Origin of the sequence: Oceanicoccus sp. KOV_DT_Chl (assembly GCF_900120175.1) — a bacterium.
In the GTDB taxonomy this organism is placed as follows: Bacteria; Pseudomonadota; Gammaproteobacteria; order Pseudomonadales; family Dasaniaceae; genus Oceanicoccus.
This window is the reverse complement of sequence record NZ_FQLF01000002.1, coordinates 1,068,419-1,085,343: the sequence shown is the minus strand read 5'-3', so window position 1 is coordinate 1,085,343 and position 16,925 is coordinate 1,068,419. Positions and strand designations below refer to the sequence as shown.

Genomic DNA, 16,925 nt, shown 5'->3' with positions numbered 1-16,925 from the left:
AACTAATTATTTTCGGCTCTGTTGGTTGAAGCAATCATGGTATGGACGCTTAAACGTATTTTATTTTACTTATAGCATCAGGGTGTCTGCTCTTTAGATGACAGAAACGAGCACATAACTATAAGGCTTAAGGTAGTTATTCATTCTAATACCTTCTTTGCTTATAAAAAAACAACCTAGACTGTTTTGTTTGTGAGGAATAGGTTACACTTTTCCTACGCTGATTGCTAACGGGGGTTGGCGGCAGCGATGTAACGGGGAAATTTACATTGCTGTGTCTAATAATTTAAAAAATGAGACGCGAGAAATAATTATGAGAACACCTATACAGCAATACAAACTTAAGGTTCTAACCCTGGCTTGTGCTACAGCATTACCACTCACGGCTTTACCTGTGGTCGCACAAGTCGCTGAAAAGAAAGTCGCACTTGAAGAAGTTTTGGTTACTGCTCGTAAACGTCAAGAATCAATGCAAGACATTCCTGTAACGGTAACGTCCATTACTGAGGCGCTGAACCGTTCGTCATTGCAAAGCTTACAAGACTTGCAGGACTATGTGCCCAACGTACAGATTAATCGCATTGCGACCAACAATGGCGCATCGATTTCGATTCGTGGTATCAGCTTCCAGGATCCAGATAAAAGTATGGATGCACCTGTTGGTGTCATCCTTGATGGCGTTTATCAGGGAACTATAGCGGGTGGCTTGTTGAATAACTTTGATCTGGAGCGCGTAGAAGTATTGCGTGGCCCGCAGGGAACGTTGTTTGGTAAGAACACCACAGCAGGTGCGTTAAACGTGATTCGTACCGCGCCAACCAAAGAGCTAGGCGCCAAAGTTAGAGTAGGCTTCGGTAGTTGGGATAAACAACAAGTACAAGCGGTTGTTAATACGCCACTGACAAGCAAAGGCGGGTTAAAGTTTTTCGTTAATAAAGAAGAACATGATGGTTATATTGAAAATAATATCGCTGATACGGATGTAGGTATTCTGGACTATCAGCAGTTCGGTGCCACTATTGCTTTTGATATTACTGATAAGTTTGATATTTCTTTTACGGCTGAGAAAATTGATGATGATTCGGACGCAGGTGCGTTTGCCAATTTAAATGATTTCGCTGATTTGAATTGTTTGATTTCTGTAGGTGCTGTTACGCCAGATCCAAGCAATCCACCTATTGGTAGTGGTTGTAGTGAATTCGATGCAAATAGTGATGAAGATCATAGTTCACAAAACGCACCTAATAGTAGTGAAACGACTACAGAGATGTATAACTTGACGATGAATTGGGATCTAGGTAACAGCTGGAGCCTAACCTCTATTACCGGTTATACAACACGAGATGAAGAATTTCGTTTGGAATATGATGCCAGTCAAGTCGAGTTTTTATACGTCAACGGTACTCAGGACTATGAGCAAACGACTCAAGAGTTTCGTATTAATGGTGATATCAACGATAAAATGAAACTGACTGCGGGTGTCTATTATTTTGATTCGGAATATGACCAGTTTCAGGAATCGTTTGATATGTGGTATTACATTCCGCTTCCAGTTCCAGGTAGTGACCCGGTTGTTACCGCTACTTTATTTGGCCCGGATGGAGGTCTTCCACCTGGTGCGGTTTCATCGCAGCTGGGAAGTGTCGGTCAAAATACCTCTTATGCGGTTTTTGCCTCTTTGGATTGGCAGTTGACTGATAAGCTATTGTTAAATATTGGTGCTCGTCAAACAGAAGAAGAGAGACGTTTAGAAGGTCGAACTCCTAATTTTGTATTAAATTTAGGTGCTCCAGTAGAAATTTCTCCCTCCGGACCTTTGCAGAAGTTTAAAGATGATTGGTCAGAGTTTTCACCACGCGTGGCTTTGCAGTACACGATTAATGAAGACGTGATGGTGTTTGGTTCTTTTTCCAGCGGCTTTAAAAGTGGTGGTTTCTTTGCTCGTACCCAGAATACAGATGATATTACTTCCTTTGACCCAGAGTATGTCGATACCTATGAAATTGGTATGAAGAGCGAGTGGTTAAACAACCGGGTACGATTTAATGCCACAGCATTTTACAGTGACTACACGGATAAGCAGGAAGAGGAAGTGATTGATACGGGTGGCGGTAATGTAACCACGATCGTTTACAATGCTGCTGATGCTAAAATCCAGGGTCTTGAAATAGAGCTGACAGGACAAGTTACTGCTGATTTTAGCGCGTTTTTAAATATTGGGTTATTGGATGCAGAGTTTACTGATTTTGAAGTTGGAGTATTAGGTAGCCCCGGTGTCACTGTTGATGTATCGGATCGTGAGTTGCGCAATGCACCGGATACCACTATTGCCATTGGTGTGGATTATGTAACGCTCATCAGTGTTGGTGAATTTGGTGCACATTATAACTACCGCTGGCGCGATGAGGTCCACTCTGTCTTGACTAATGATGAGCGTGGGCTTGCTGATTCAGCTGGTTTCCATAATGCCAGTTTGGATTTGACCATTGATGAGAAATACAAGGTCAGTGTCTATGGTCGTAACTTGACTGATGAACGTTTTGTTCGCGCAATTCCCATTGGTATTTCGACCTTTGGTCAGTACAACCCGCCACGTAATTACGGTATTGAGTTTACTGCTAAATTTTAATGTTCTGTGAAAGCATCAAGCTCCGGTTTTAATGGGGCTTGATACCATAATATAACTCCCGCTTCGGTGGGAGTTTTTTTTAATACACTATCATGGCTACAAAGTGTTAAAGGCGCGATATGAGCCACGCTTTTTTCAAGGTATTTTATTTCTAGTGTCGGATGCTTAGCCGAGGATGTCATGCAATTGACGATGCATGTTTTGTACGCCCGGCTCATTGCGGCCAATAATAACTTTTCGATCAATGCCTGCTTGTAAGCCACGATGCACTTTATCGACTAAACCGTAATCTTCTGCCACCGCAACATCGTTAATCATCTGAAAATAGTCTTCAAACGTTTTTTGTTCGGCTGCATCTTTAGGTTTGTTTGGGATAAACATACTGTGATAGACCACTGAGCGATCCGGGCTAATGGGATATACCCGCCAGGTTTGAAAGTGATCGTTAACGACAAAAATAACCGTGTTAGGGAAGATGTAGTTTACGTAGGAGCTATATTCACGGGGTTGCCATTCTTCTTCGGACACATTTTTAAGATCATTAATTTGTAACGAAGGTGATCCCATCGAATGGTTGCGACCATACTGAAGGTAATTGGCTATGTTGCTGTAGGCCATGGTGGCAATGCTGTTAGGGTGTAAAAACTCAAAATGGTAGTACTCATGGAAGGTGTCCATGTTGAGCTTCCAGCTGAAGTTGGTGTGAACTTGCTTTGCCCCCAGATAGTAATGATCTTCAAAGCCAAAGCCGGATAAGCGATCCTGAATGCCGCCTAGGACTTCATCGATATCAAAGGTTTTTTCAGGGTTGGGCATCACGAATATCATGCCGTACTTTTCTTCAATCTGTAATTTTTTTAGGCCAAGAGTGCTGCGATCAAGACCGGGAAAGCCTTCGTTGCCAAAAGGAATGCCGATCAAATCACCTTCAAGATTATAGCTCCATCCGTGATAAGGGCAGGAGAACATTTTACCTTTTTTCGCCTGACCGCAAGCTTCCTCAGTCAATGGGGCACCACGGTGAGAGCAAATATTGACGAAAGCATTTAGGCCGCCTTCAGCTGTACGCACTATCAAAATAGGCACGCCAGTATCATCGAAAGTGAAATAATCGCCTGGGTTTGGAAGTATGCAGCTGGGGCCGACAAATTGCGCATAGTTGCGAAATAATTCTAATTTTTCGCGCTCAAATTGATCAGGGTTGGAGTACTCGTTGACGTCAATTTCCATGACGCTATCAGTCATTACAGTGGTCTTATTGGCCACTAACTCCATTAGCGTTTTAATTTCTTGAATCAATCCGGGGCGTTGCATGATGGTCTCCTGCGGAATACGGATGCTATTTAGAGTGTTTATTGTAATGTTTATACGTTGTTGTTTTGTTGATCTAAGTCTGCATAATCTGCGTTTAAACTATCGCAGTGTTTTAATTACTTCTAAATTGCAAAGTGAGTCTCTTCATGTCGGCCGAAAAGAACGATATTGGTTCTATTTTCGGTTGCCGAAATTTTTAAAGCGGTATTAAAGACCTAAGACCATTTTTGCAATTATGTTGCGCTGAATCTCCTGCGAGCCACCAAAAATAGACGCGGCACGGTTATTCAAATAGCGCGGCACAATAGAGCTAATGAAATCGGCGCGATAGGGGCTGCCATCTGCCGGTGGATCCATGGCAAACCCCTGGTAGCCAATGACGTCCATAGCAAGTTCGTTAATAGTTTGCTCAAGACTGGTGCCGGTCAGTTTCATAATGGATGACTCTGGGCCGGGGTTGCCACCGCCGCTGACCGAAGACAAGATTCGCAGCTCGGTAATTTCCAGTGCTTTTAAATCAATTTCTACTTTAGCAACTTTGCGGGCAATACTGCCGCTGCTGTCAAAGCTAGGCGTACTGGCCTGTGTGTCTTTTATTAATTGTTTCAAGTGACCTAATTCATGACGGATACGATCGCCGTTGAAACCGCCGCCCCGTTCGAATTCCAATAAATATTTAGCGTAAGTCCAGCCTTTATTTTCTTCGCCGATACGGTTGGCTTTTGGCACGCGCACATTATCAAAAAAGACCTGATTGACTTCGTGATCATCGGCCATAGTAATAATTGGCTCAACGGTGACTCCAGGCGTGTTCATATCGATTAGCAGAAAGCTGATGCCATGCTGGGGCTTGCCCGTGTTATCGGTGCGTACCAGACAAAAAATCTGATCAGCCAGATGGGCGTGTGTGGTCCAGATTTTTGAGCCGTTAACAATATAATCGTCACCATCGGCTTCGGCTTTGAGTTTTAAGCTGGCTAAGTCTGAGCCAGAACCGGGTTCGGAATACCCCTGACACCAGTAATTTTCGCCGCTGAGTATTTTGGGTAGGATGTCTGCTTTTTGTTGCTCGGTGCCAAATGCCATAATGACTGGCGCAAGCATCAGTAAACCCAGTGGGATTAGCATCGGTGCGCCGGCTAGATAACATTCCTTACTAAAAAGGTACTTCTGTGAGGGAGTCCAATCGGTGCCGCCGTGTTCAACAGGCCACTGCGGAACCGCCCAGCCTTTCGCCACTAATATGGCCTGCCACTCCAATGCAATATCTTTTTCAACGAATACGCTGCTATTGGTTTTGGTGGCTGCAATAATATGCGCTGGCAGATTATCAGCAAGAAACTGGCGAACTTTTTGTTGAAACTGAAGCTCTTCTTGGCTGAAAGATAAATCCATTGTAATGACCTCAAATGTAATATGTCGCAGAGCGGGCTTTGCCGCGAAGATGGTGAATCAAGATTCACCCTGCGGGTTTTAGTTCATTGCCCAAACGATGCCGCGACGAAGTACTTCGTAAAACTCTTCTGTCTGCCAAGCGCCTTCTTCTGGTACCGGGTATTCTTCAATAAGTGGTTGCATGTCATATTTGCCGCGACAATGGCCTAGAGTGAAATAGAGTACCTGTCCTTCACCGTATGGATGAATGTAAAGCACAGGTTGTATGTCGGTATCTTTCTTCCAGTCATCACGAACAAAGTTCACCACGTGGTCTGACCAGTGGGTGTGCATCAGTGTGTGGTGTTCGCCATGAAATTTACACAGATAAAGTTCATCGTCCACTTTGAATGGCGGAATATCTTTTACCAAGGGGTGATCCGGCTCTGTGGCCACGACTTCATATTCGTGAATAGGTGGATGTGACATGAATTGGCTGCCAAGCATTTCCATAAACGCGATATTTTCTTCCGGGCAGTCAACTTTAAATTCACCACCGTCATCGGGTTCAAGGAACCTTAAAATCGAGTTGGTACCATGCAGAGCGAACCATTTTTTGCCGCTGCGAATAAATTCGCAGAGGCGGGTAGTTTCTTCATCGGAGGGTAAAACGTCACAGGTATAAGTAATGATGATGTCAGATTCACAAATGGTATCGATGTCGCTGTAATCAGCGCCGACTTTAACTTTAATGCGGGGCTGCTCAGCCAATAACTTTAAAATCTCAACCCGGGCATGGTCAATATTATGGTATTTTCCACCGGCAACCAGATAAACGTCTAAACGATCACTTTTACTCATAGTCCCAACTCTTATGTTCAACCAATAGTTGTTTTGAACATCGTTAATAAATAGGCCGCAATGATGCTGCGGCCCATGTTGGTAGGGTGGGGCTTGATCCACCAGCTACCCGATGTTTAACCATTTTATTGTAGCGTGGAGGGTCGAAGACCCTCCTTGCCGTTATTACAGCTGCACACGTTTGGTGAAACCGCCGTCAGCCACCAGATTTACACCGGTGATCAAGCTAGCAGCAGGGCTGGCTAAGAATGCCACGCTATTAGCGATTTCTTCGGCAGTACCCATGCGGCCCTGAGGGCACTGGGCCAGAGTACCTTCGTATACTTCAGCCATGTTGTTTTTGATAAAGTCCCAGGCGCCGCCTTCAATAAAGACTGGGCCGGGTGATACGCAGTTAACACGAATGCCTTGTGGGGCTAATGCTTGACTGAGCTGCTTGCCGTGAACAATAAGGGCGCCTTTAATAGCATTGTAGGGAGCGGGTTGCATGAACGTTTCTACACCTGCAGTACTTGAAATGATGACCACTGAAGCAGCGTCCGATTTCTCTAAAAATGGCATGCACGCTTCTATACCACGGGTAGTGCCTAAAAGGTCAATATCCAGGTTGGCCTGCCAGGCTTCGTCGCCAACGGCACCACCACCAGCACTGACGTTCGGTACAAATATATCGACACCGCCTAATTCAGCAGCAGCACTGGCAATCCAGGCCTGATAGCTAGCCTTATCTGCAACATCAACTACGGCACCGGTTACCTTGACGCCTTTGGCACCAATTTCCTTAATGGCTGCATCGACTTCTGCCTGGTTGCGTGAGCAGATGGCGACATCTACGCCTTCATCGGCTAATAAATTAGCAATGGCGCGGCCAATGCCACGAGTAGAGCCAGTAATGATGGCTTTTTTGCCAGATAGTCCAAGGTCCATAGCGATCTCCTAGTGAGTATTTGAGGCAACCCTGTCGAGCCTGATGGCATGGTTGTGGGCAGCTTGTTTTTTATGGGTGTTTTAGTAAGAAATCAAGGTATCAAACCTCCCTAAAAAAAACAATCAGATTTGACTGTTTATTTTGATTCCGATAGTCTGTTGTGATTATTACCGCTGATTGGCGCCATTAATATGCCTGCTAAACAGGTCATGAAAGTGCTCATTAAATAACAATTATATTTTGGAGTATAAGATGAAGTTATATAGTTCGGTTGGACCTAATCCTCGCGTTGTTCGTATGTTTATGGCGGAGCGAGGGATTGATATTGAAACGGTTGAAGTCGATATCATGGGGGGAGAAAATCTAGGTGATAGCTATAAGCAATTGAACCCGTCGGCACAAACACCCTGTTTGGTTTTGGATGACGGTACTGCGATTTCAGAAATCACCGTTATCTGTCAGTATCTGGATGAAATCTCTGAAGGTGAGTCATTAGTGGGTTCTACCCCTGAAGAGTCTGCTGAAACGAGAATGTGGAACCGGCGTATAGATGTGCGTATTTTAGAACCGATGTCGTTGGCCTTTCGCAGTGCAGAGGCTTTGGCGCTATTTGAAAACCGCTGCCATGTTATTCCTCAGGCCGCAGATGATTTAAAAGCCACCGTGCAAGAAAACTGGCAGTGGTTAGATGGTTTGATGGCAGGTAATAGTTTTATTTGTGGAGAACGTTTTACGTTGGCTGATATTCAGCTATTTATTTTTGCTGACTTCGGCAACTTAATTGGTCAGGGTATCCCGGCCGAGTGTAAAAATTTACTTGCCTGGTTTGAGAGAGTGGCAGGCCGTCCCAGTTTTGCCGCCAGTGTGCACCCGTCTGAAGCTGGCTAATATTATTACGCTAAGTTGAGTTATTGCGATGTCCTTTATTAATTACACCGCTAAGCACAAAGTGTTGGTGATGACTAAAGGGCATCCGTTTAACCGCGAAGATTTTTTCTCTGTCTTTGATCGTTTACCCGATATTGAAGCGACTGCAGTTGAACAGCCTGCTGCGCAAGTATTTTTTAATCCGGAGCAGGCGAAGGCCTATGATGCTTTTGTGCTCTACGACATGCCCGGTATGAACTTTATGGCCGCGGCGAGTGATGGCGTGGCACCGGAATATATTGATCCGCCGGTAGCGTTTCAAGATGATTTTTTACATTTATTGGCGTTGGGGCACGGCTTTGTGTTTCTACACCACAGTATTGCCGCTTGGCCGTCATGGCCAGAGTATGCCGAAATTGTGGGCGGGAAGTTTTTATACAGACCCGACGTTATAGAGGGGCAACCCTATCCTGATGATGGCTATCGTCACGAGGTTGATCATACGGTTACTGTTACGCTTGAGCATCCGGTGACGACAGGGGTGTCGCCACAGTTTTCAATAACGGATGAGTTGTATCTTAATCATGTCTTTCATGATGCGGTTATCCCAATACTGACCAGTGATTATGACTACTGCGAAGATAATTTTTATTCTGCGCAGCAAGCGGTAAAAGGCAATCTTTTTAGCCGCGAAGGATGGCGGCATCAGCCGGGCCATAATCTTATCGGCTGGATAAAGCACTACCGCAATAGCCCGATTGTGTATTTGCAGTGTGGTGATAGCCAGTCTGCTTATGAAAATTTGGATTTTCAGCGCTTGCTGAGTAATGCTATTAAGTGGGTGTCCAGCGATGAAGCAAAACGTTGGGCGCGCTCAAAAAATCATTAACATTGACTATCTTAACCATTAATAAATGAAGGATTAACCCATGAAAGCGGCTGTGTTTAAAGAGGTGGGTAAACCACTCAGTGTCGAATCGGTAGCTGACCCGGCGCCAGCATCCTCCGAATTGGTGATGAAAGTGTCGTACTGCGGGATTTGTGGCACTGATTTACATGCTACTCGCGAAGGTTTAACGACCGCCTGCTGCGGCCAGATTTTAGGTCATGAATACGTTGGTGAAATTGCTGAGGTCGGCAAAGAGGCGGAGGGTGATTGGCGAGTAGGTGATAGAGTCTGCGCCTTGCCTTTTATTGCCTGTGGTAAATGTTTAGCCTGTGCCGGCGGCCAGTTTTTTCAATGCATGAATAAAAAAGTATCCGGCGTTGATGACCAGGGTGGTTTTGCCGAGTACGTGACCACAGGTTGCCGTGAAACTATTTTGCTGCCAGACAGTTTGGATTTAAAAACCGCCGCTTTGGTTGAGCCGCTGGCGGTAAGTTTGCATGCGGTTCGCGTTGCCGATTTAAAAGCAGGTAGTCGTATATTAATAATGGGCGCGGGGCCGATAGGGCTGACGGTGGCGCTGTGGGCTAAATTCTTTGGTGCTCGCGATGTGGTGGTTAGTGAATTGGCAGATTCACGAGCACAGCTAGCTAAAAAAATGGGCGCTAACCATGTGATAAAACCTGATTTAACCGCAGGTGCGGAAGGTTTGTTAACTCAGTTTAGTGATCTCACAGGTGCAGCTCCCGATATTATTTTCGAATGTGTGGGTGCTCCCGGTTTATTGCAGCAATGCATGGAAATGGCACCTTACGGTGGAAAAATTATTCCCGTGGGTGTTTGTGAACAGCCAGACAATATCATGCCCTTTTTCGGTTTGATTAAAGAGCTGAATATTCAATTTGCTATTGCTTATACCAAAGATGATTTTGAAACCTCGATAGCGATGTTAGCGGATAAACGGATTGATATATCGCCGATGATTACTGATGTGATAGGTCTTGATGACTTGCCTGATGCGTTCGAAGCATTAAAAACACCCAGTAATCAGTGCAAGGTGTTAACTAAAATCGGCTAGGGGTAGTGATAGCTCTCTCTTTTTCTTGTCATTCCCGATCAAGTCGATGATAACTTTGGCTTATTTATAGTGTTTCAGATTTATCCTGAGCAATAGCGCGCGAAAGCGGGAAGCGATCCGGCGAGAAAAGCTAGCAAAATAATAAAACCAGGCGTGAAGGAAATATGGCCACACTATTAGCTCATATACAGGTATTTTCAGGCAAGGAAGCCGATTTTGAAAATGTCATGAAAGAAATGTACCGTATTACTCATGCCACTGAGCCCAACTGTTTACGCTATGAATATTGGCGTGGTGAGAAAGAAGGATTTTATTATTGTTTGCTGTCGTATAAAACCAATCAGGATTTTTGGGAGCATCAGGCGAGCGATCATCATGAAGGCTATATGCAGGATTTTGTCGCATGTATTGAAGATTTGAGGCTGGAGTCGCTTGACCCTGTTGCCAATGCTTCGCCACTTATGCCCGCTGCGGAACAAGCTGTATCAGCGAGTGTTTCTGCAGCCGTTAAAAAACAGGCGTTGGCTTTTCCGATTGGGGTTAAGGGTTGGTGGAAAGCTTTTCACTGAGGCAATAGCGTTATTCAATGTGCATAAAAAAACCCGCCGAAGCGGGTTTTTTTATGGGAGTACCGGGAAGCGAAAATTACTTACGCTTACGGCCAATACCCGCCAAACCTACAAGAGCTGAGCCAAACAACCAAGCTGCAGCTGGTACAGGTACTTCTGATGTCTCAAAACTATAAGTCAAAGTGTTACCACCGCCACTGAAACCACCATTAATATCATTGGTGATAGTACCTACAGAGCCATCAAAAGAATAAGTGTAGGTATTAGAGGTTGGAGGAGTGCCAACACCAGGACAAACCGCGGCTTCGAATGATCCGCTACAATTATCAACGGTTGCAGCACCACCAATTTGGCCTGCGCCGTCACCAGTAACAGTGATTGCAGACAGTTCAACAAGAGCATTCAAGCCAGGAGCGATAATGATATCCATGTCGTAGTCTTCAACTGAGAAGCTGAATGAGCCATCGGAATCGTCAAATGTACCAACCAAAGCAGGAGCGGCAGGGTTGAATACGATAGTTGCTTGCGCGTTTGTTGCACCAGAAAGAGTACCAGTTACATTGAATACTGCAGCGTTTGCTTGTGCAGCGGTTACAGCGATTGCAGTTGCTAATAATAGTTTTTTCATTGTTATATCCTCGAGGTTTCTCGAGAAGGGTAACCGGCTGTCTTACTTAGGTACTGATCCCTGTTTTGCAAGCTATCCATTATGCTTGACCACCTAATTCTTAAGACCCTTGGTTTTCCGTCCCTGCCTCACGACAGGTTTGGCGTTTGCCTTCAATTTAGTTTTATTAGTTTGAATAACGTTTCTTCTTATCAGATACGGGTTAGTCCTTTTAATTCCATTTATAGATTGGTTATAGCACCAATCTAAAACCCGATTACTGTCAACTTTCCTCGTATCTTGCTTTGGTTAATACAAGTATGGTGCCAAGTATTAAATAGCTAATAAAAACAGGTGCTTATGTTTTAGTTCGTGAGTAGAGCAGTTTTTGCGGCCCAGATCTCGACTTAATCTGTAAGAAAAACCGTCAAGTATGTTTTTATTGACAAAGAAAACCGGATAGATTGATTTTAATTTTGTTCGAATTTGTGGCTTAACTATTATCTTGAGCCTGTTCGTTCAACGGTGGCTTCGATAGGTCCCATTTTGGCCTGGATCAGACGGTGTTTTTATCAAAAATAAGCATATCAGAGTTTTTTTTATAACTATTAGCTTGGATTAGTGGGTACTTTGAAGCAAAGTTTAAGTGAGTGGCTAAAAGTTGGGCTAATTTAGGGTGGCTGGAAGGTTTTGGTGCTACTTTGACATTTCTAGTGGTGTCAATGTTGCTGTTCTGTAATAAATATCGACACAAATTGATTTTTTATTCCTTTGTTGCCCTGATTTGGGGCTGTATTGGCTGAGAGGTTGTTGGCCTGCCTGAGACAGTGATTATTTTGCTCCTTTCTAGTCCCTAAAGCGGCCCTGGCTGCTATAAATCGATAATCAATTCCCCATTATTTGCGCCATTAAATAGCATATTAAAGCTGCTTTGGAAGTCCTCCAGCCCTTTGGTGCTGGACGAGCTTGCGTTTTCCTTCGTTGGATGGTTTGACAGTGGCTCTGATTTTATTCAGCTGAATATCATCACCGTCAGTAACCGCATGACGAGTAGGTGATTGTTCCAGACAGTAGGGCCCTTTGTGGGTATGAGGGATTAAAGTAAGTGCCATTCTACGAAGAGACTACTTTAACGCTGCACTAGTGGCAGCGTTAAAGAGTAGGTTGATTAGTGCGGACAAGTATTAGTTAAACGAGGGTGCGGTTGATGGTTATTCAACCGCATTGATTGTTTATTCTGCGTTAGGAAAATTCAGTTCGCCGCGATAATAATCAACGCCCACGAGCTTAGCCATTTTTTCATTAAACTCTTCACCCTGTAGGCAGTTAATCTCCATCCATTCATCATTGCTGACTTTGTTTTTGGCAGCGACGGTCTCAACGGCATCAGGCCCTACTGGGTAACGGAAATGGGGCTTGTCCGATTCGATCGCGTGTGCAATCGCGCTGGCAACATCATCCGGCATCGCCGGGCGAGTATGACCAAACATAAAAAACCGCGCTAAACGATCCAGTGTTTTCCGGTAAGGCGTTTCACCTTCAGGTAAGCTACCTTTAGCCCAAATTGGAGTTAACACGACACCGGGTTCGATAATTGATACCTTGACGTTGAACTCCGCCATCTCCATGGCGAGCGCTTCGCTTAAGCCTTCCATTGCCCACTTGGATGCAGAGTAGTGAGCGTGACAGCCCATAACAACCTGGCCTGCCAATGAGCCCACCGTGACGATACGGCCAGAATTTTGTTTGCGCATAATGGGCGTGACTTCGCGCAGCACGCTGACGTTGCCGAAATAATTGGTTTCGAAAATTTCCCGGACTTCTTCCAGTGGTGTTTCTTCAACGGCGCGACCGCCGCCAATCCCTGCGTTATTCACCAGTGCATCAATACGGCCGTGCTTTTCCATGATTTCAGTAACAGCGGTTTTGATAGTGGCGGGATCGACTAAATCCAGTTTAATGATACTAACGGGTAAATTTTCGGCGTCGATCTTTTCTTTTAGTTCGGTTGCCCCGGCAGGATTTCGACAAGCGCCATAGACCGTGTGACCTTTGCGTGCCATATGCAGTGCTGTTTCCTGGCCAATACCAGTGCTGGCGCCAGTGACGAGTATTACAGACATAAAAAACCTCTTTGTTGTTTGAGTCAGTTGTGATTAATTTTTGTCGTGTTGCTGTGCTTTAATTCGATAGTCGCAAGTGACGCAGCGGCGCATGCCTTGTCGCATACTGTCATTTTGCTGTTGTAATTTTTCTAATTCAGCCTGTAGTTTTTTTATTTCCTGTTGCTGGGTAATGATGCGATGCTGATTGGAGAAAAAAGAAAATAGCCCGGCCATTAACTAGCATCCCAACTCATGCGAACGGTGCAGGAGGTTTCGGGTAAATGTGGATCGAATTCCATTTTCAAGCCGCCACCTTCACCATTAAACATAGCTTCAAATGGTCCTTTGCAGATTAAAAGGCAGCCTTCTTGTGGAAGCGCACCAGGGTTGGGCAGACTCTCCGCTTTAGCGCAGGTATGCCAACCGCAGTCAGGAATTTCCATCACGGTCAGGCCGTTGGCGGGGTCAAACTCAGTGATGCTAGCTGGTCCGGTGAGCCAGTGGGCTGGATTAAATGTTTCAAATAAAAAAGTACTCCAGCGGCCCGGTTTGGTTGATCCGTCTTTTGAGCGTTTGGTTTTTTTTCCTTTATTTTTATCTGACATGGATTTCATCATGGCAATGAAATCGGCAGATGTTTCTTTGCCGATATCAACATTGGTACCGATGACGATTTCTTCATATTGTTTTTGACTGTAATACTTACGCAGTTCTAATAAACACCATTCACATTCGCGGACAAAATTGCCGTAACGTTTGCGCCATTTTTCTCTGGGTGAATCAAAAAAGTGAACGGTTTCTCTGCGGGCGCGAATAAGGCCATAGTCGCGATCTATTTGTTCTTTGTCACCAGCGGTTAATCGCAGGATTGGCAGGTAGGTGTGGCTGATGATGTTCATGCCTTTCTTGACCAACATGGAGTTGGACATCCACATATCAATCCAGGCTTGTGGTCCCCAGTTGGCATATAAGCCTGATTTTTTTGGCAGGTTAGCGTGGTTATCTGGTTTATCACTGGCAATGATGGTGTTGTGAGTCACAATCAATTCTCCTTTGATAGCGGCACTATCGGCCCTTCGAATTTTCAGCTTATGCTGCCGGTTAAGCAAATGGTTTAATACAATACTTTGTTATAAAAACGCCCGATAAAAACGATGTTATAAAAAAGCCCTGATAATTTCAGGGCTTGCGTTTAAATGAGAGAGTAGTCTTTAGTAAAAATTATAGCGTAAGGTAATGCCGTATTTCTCATCGGGTGCAGGCACGCCGGCGTAACCGCCAACCGTAGGAATATCGATACCCATGGCTAGATATTCTTCACCTAATATGTTTTTACCCCAGAGTGCAATTTCCCAATCGCGATTGGTATTGGTTAAAGTGAAGCGCAAGTTAACCAGATCCACTTCTTCGTTATACAGGTTTTGATCTAGATCCTGATCCAGAAAAAAGCCACCAATATAATTATGCTCAAGTCGGGATACGATCATTAAATCATCGCCAACAGCCAAATCATGTTGAAGAAAAGAGCTGAAGGTCCACTCCGGTGCATTGTCCAAAGGCTGGCCGGCTAGGTCAGTGGTGCAAGGGACAGTTGAGCCTTCGATGACCTCAGTATAGATTTGCTTGTCGATAGTACACTGGCCGTTATCGAATTCAGCGTATTCTGCGTGGTTATACCCTATCGCTGTGCCCATCGATAGATTTTCTGCAGCAATAAACATCACATCGAGTTCAACACCATAACTTTCTAAAGAACCGGCGTTGGTTACTTTAATGCCGGTGCCATCAAACGATTGTGATTGAAAATCTTCGTAGTCAACATAGTAGAGGGTGCCGTTAACAGTGAGACGGCGATCCATCCAGCTGCCTTTCCAGCCAAGTTCATAGTTGGTGGCAATTTCTTCATCAAATTCGCCGTTGTTGTCATTGCCGCCGTTGACCGGAATGGGATTGGGTAATATCCCCGGTGTGCTGGGGTCATTGTCGGCATCTATCAGGGTGATAGCCACTCGACGTTGATCGAAGCCGCCTGATTTAAAGCCTCGGCTGACGCTTGCATAAGTCATCAGTTCATCGGTCCAGAAGTAACGTAGGTTAATCGATGGCGATACATCAAAATCTTCGCGCATTTGGTCGAACTCGACATCAGGGCCTGCTATCGGCGCAATGTCCAGGCTGGTTGCGGGTGTAGTCGTTTGTGCGCCGGTGCGTTCTTTTTTCTCATAGTTAACGCGCAAGCCTAACGTTGTGCTCATTTGCGCTGAAATGTTCCAGGTTAACTGACCGAAGGTTGCGAAGCTGGTAGTTTGATAGTCATTGGTATCAAAGTTTCTGGAAACGAGGTCATTGACATCAGCTGCTGCCGCAATGTCGTCAGCCGGTATCAATGCGCCCAGTAACCCTGAGTTATTCAGCAGCGCATAATTCATGCCCAGCGTGCCTTCCGATTCAAAGTCAGAATAATAGGCGTAAAGTCCACCCTGATAATCAAGCGTGGCGCCGCCGGGTGAAGTAATACGCAGTTCTGAAGAGTACTGATTTAAGGTGACGTCTGTGGTGCTTTTTGCCACTGCGTCATAAGCAGAAAAGTCACCGTCAAAGCCGCTATTAGACGTGTATTGACGCCATGCGTTAAGAAAGGTGATGCCGTCATCATTAGCCAGGTCTGCGTTCCACTCCGCTGCGATGCCGCCGACGGTTACATCGTTATGTATATTCTCATTAAACCAGTATTTGCCATCGTATGGATTGGCTAAGGGTGGCGAGCCTGGTTGAGTCGGGTCATCTTCCAGGGCATTAAAACTGAAGCCGGGGATAATGCCTTGAAGTTCTTCTGATTTGAGGCGAGTCATTGGTACGCCGATAACCGTCGGAGAAAAGCCATTGTAGTCCAGCACCGCTAACGCACAGCAATCAGTATCTTCATTGGAATAATCGACGCTGATTAATAATTCACTGGCGGCCAGATTAAACAGGAAACGTGATTTTACGCCCCATTTATTGGCGTCATTGGTCGGCTCGCCATTGTAAGTGTTGGTGTAAAGGTGGTTGCCATTGATGCCGAAGGCACTCATACGCATGGCATTGCCATTTGCACCTAAGGGAACGTTAACCATGCCGCGCAATTCTGCGCGGTCATCGCTGTCGTAAACCATTTCGGTTTCCGCTTCAAACTCGGGTGCGGGTTTTTTAGTGGTGATGTTGATAGCGCCGGCTGCGGTGTTTTTACCGTAGAGAGTGCCCTGCGGACCGCGCAAGACTTCTACCCGTTCGATATCAATCAAGTCACTAATGCTCATGCCGGCGCGGCCTTGATAAATGCCATCAATAAAAATACCGACACTGGGATCAATGCCGGAGTTAGAGCCTACGGATCCAATGCCTCGAATACGAATAGAGGTAGAGCGTGAATCTGCACCGGGTTGGATTTTCAGGCTGGGAGTGTATTGCTCCAGTGAGCTGAAATCGGAAGCCCCGGCTTCTTTAAAAAAGTCGCCACTAAATGCGGATACTGACATAGGGACTTCTTGTAGTTTTTCTTCGCGTTTGTTGGCGGTGACGATGACTTCTTCGATGACAAATTTTGATGACGGACTTGATTCTTGAGCATTGACGTAACCAGATAGTGCGGATGCGGTTATTGCCAGTCCGAGTGCAGTGATTCTATGGTGCATGTCCTTCCCCGATAATTATGATTATTGCGGTTA

14 protein-coding genes and 1 riboswitch are annotated in these 16,925 nt (G+C 45.2%); of the genes, 5 read left to right on the top strand and 9 right to left on the bottom strand.

Annotated elements, in window-relative coordinates:
- Positions 1 to 313 precede the first annotated feature (313 nt).
- Complete coding sequence (locus UNITIG_RS08785; protein ID WP_145999132.1) at positions 314 to 2,629, top strand: TonB-dependent receptor; 2,316 nt, start codon at positions 314 to 316, stop codon at positions 2,627 to 2,629.
- 165 nt (positions 2,630 to 2,794) lie between these two features.
- On the opposite strand, the gene UNITIG_RS08780 is transcribed toward UNITIG_RS08785, so the two are convergent.
- The 4 genes from UNITIG_RS08780 to UNITIG_RS08765 form a co-directional block, all read right to left on the bottom strand.
- Positions 2,795 to 3,943, bottom strand: a complete 1,149-nt coding sequence (locus tag UNITIG_RS08780) for an aromatic ring-hydroxylating dioxygenase subunit alpha (RefSeq protein ID WP_101758039.1) — start codon at positions 3,941 to 3,943, stop codon at positions 2,795 to 2,797.
- 207 nt (positions 3,944 to 4,150) lie between these two features.
- Positions 4,151 to 5,338 (bottom strand): acyl-CoA dehydrogenase family protein, encoded by a 1,188-nt coding sequence (locus UNITIG_RS08775; protein WP_101758038.1) that lies wholly within the window; start codon positions 5,336 to 5,338, stop codon positions 4,151 to 4,153.
- Between the two features lie 78 nt (positions 5,339 to 5,416).
- A complete protein-coding gene (locus tag UNITIG_RS08770) occupies positions 5,417 to 6,178 on the bottom strand; it encodes a ThuA domain-containing protein (RefSeq protein WP_101758037.1) in 762 nt (253 codons plus the stop codon).
- Between the two features lie 165 nt (positions 6,179 to 6,343).
- A complete protein-coding gene (locus UNITIG_RS08765) occupies positions 6,344 to 7,105 on the bottom strand; it encodes an SDR family NAD(P)-dependent oxidoreductase (RefSeq protein ID WP_101758036.1) in 762 nt (253 codons plus the stop codon).
- A 253-nt stretch (positions 7,106 to 7,358) separates the two neighbouring features.
- Between UNITIG_RS08765 and UNITIG_RS08760 the strand changes: the two genes are divergently transcribed.
- The 4 genes from UNITIG_RS08760 (at position 7,359) to UNITIG_RS08745 (ending at position 10,506) form a co-directional block, all read left to right on the top strand.
- A complete protein-coding gene (locus UNITIG_RS08760; protein WP_101758035.1) occupies positions 7,359 to 7,994 on the top strand; it encodes a glutathione S-transferase family protein in 636 nt (211 codons plus the stop codon).
- A 28-nt stretch (positions 7,995 to 8,022) separates the two neighbouring features.
- Positions 8,023 to 8,862, top strand: a complete 840-nt coding sequence (locus UNITIG_RS08755) for a ThuA domain-containing protein (protein WP_101758034.1) — start codon at positions 8,023 to 8,025, stop codon at positions 8,860 to 8,862.
- A gap of 40 nt (positions 8,863 to 8,902) precedes the next feature.
- Entirely contained in the window at positions 8,903 to 9,937 is a 1,035-nt protein-coding gene (locus UNITIG_RS08750) for an alcohol dehydrogenase catalytic domain-containing protein (RefSeq protein WP_101758033.1), read from the top strand.
- A gap of 164 nt (positions 9,938 to 10,101) precedes the next feature.
- Positions 10,102 to 10,506, top strand: a complete 405-nt coding sequence (locus UNITIG_RS08745) for a putative quinol monooxygenase (protein WP_101758032.1) — start codon at positions 10,102 to 10,104, stop codon at positions 10,504 to 10,506.
- A gap of 76 nt (positions 10,507 to 10,582) precedes the next feature.
- Here UNITIG_RS08745 and UNITIG_RS23510 read toward each other — a convergent pair whose 3' ends face one another.
- The 5 genes from UNITIG_RS23510 to UNITIG_RS08720 form a co-directional block, all read right to left on the bottom strand.
- Positions 10,583 to 11,134, bottom strand: coding sequence for a VPLPA-CTERM sorting domain-containing protein (locus UNITIG_RS23510; protein WP_200821237.1), 552 nt, complete (start codon positions 11,132 to 11,134; stop codon positions 10,583 to 10,585).
- 25 nt (positions 11,135 to 11,159) lie between these two features.
- Positions 11,160 to 11,288, bottom strand: a riboswitch (cyclic di-GMP riboswitch).
- Positions 11,289 to 12,345: 1,057 nt separating this feature from the next.
- Positions 12,346 to 13,236, bottom strand: a complete 891-nt coding sequence (locus tag UNITIG_RS08735; protein WP_101758031.1) for an SDR family oxidoreductase — start codon at positions 13,234 to 13,236, stop codon at positions 12,346 to 12,348.
- A gap of 33 nt (positions 13,237 to 13,269) precedes the next feature.
- Positions 13,270 to 13,452, bottom strand: a complete 183-nt coding sequence (locus UNITIG_RS08730) for a hypothetical protein (RefSeq protein ID WP_101758030.1) — start codon at positions 13,450 to 13,452, stop codon at positions 13,270 to 13,272.
- A complete protein-coding gene (locus UNITIG_RS08725) occupies positions 13,452 to 14,258 on the bottom strand; it encodes a hypothetical protein (RefSeq protein WP_101758029.1) in 807 nt (268 codons plus the stop codon). The genes UNITIG_RS08730 and UNITIG_RS08725 overlap by 1 nt, the downstream gene beginning before the upstream one ends.
- 171 nt (positions 14,259 to 14,429) lie before the next feature.
- Positions 14,430 to 16,892: a TonB-dependent receptor gene (locus UNITIG_RS08720; protein ID WP_101758028.1), complete on the bottom strand. Its 2,463-nt coding sequence runs from the start codon at positions 16,890 to 16,892 to the stop codon at positions 14,430 to 14,432.
- Positions 16,893 to 16,925: the final 33 nt, after the last annotated feature.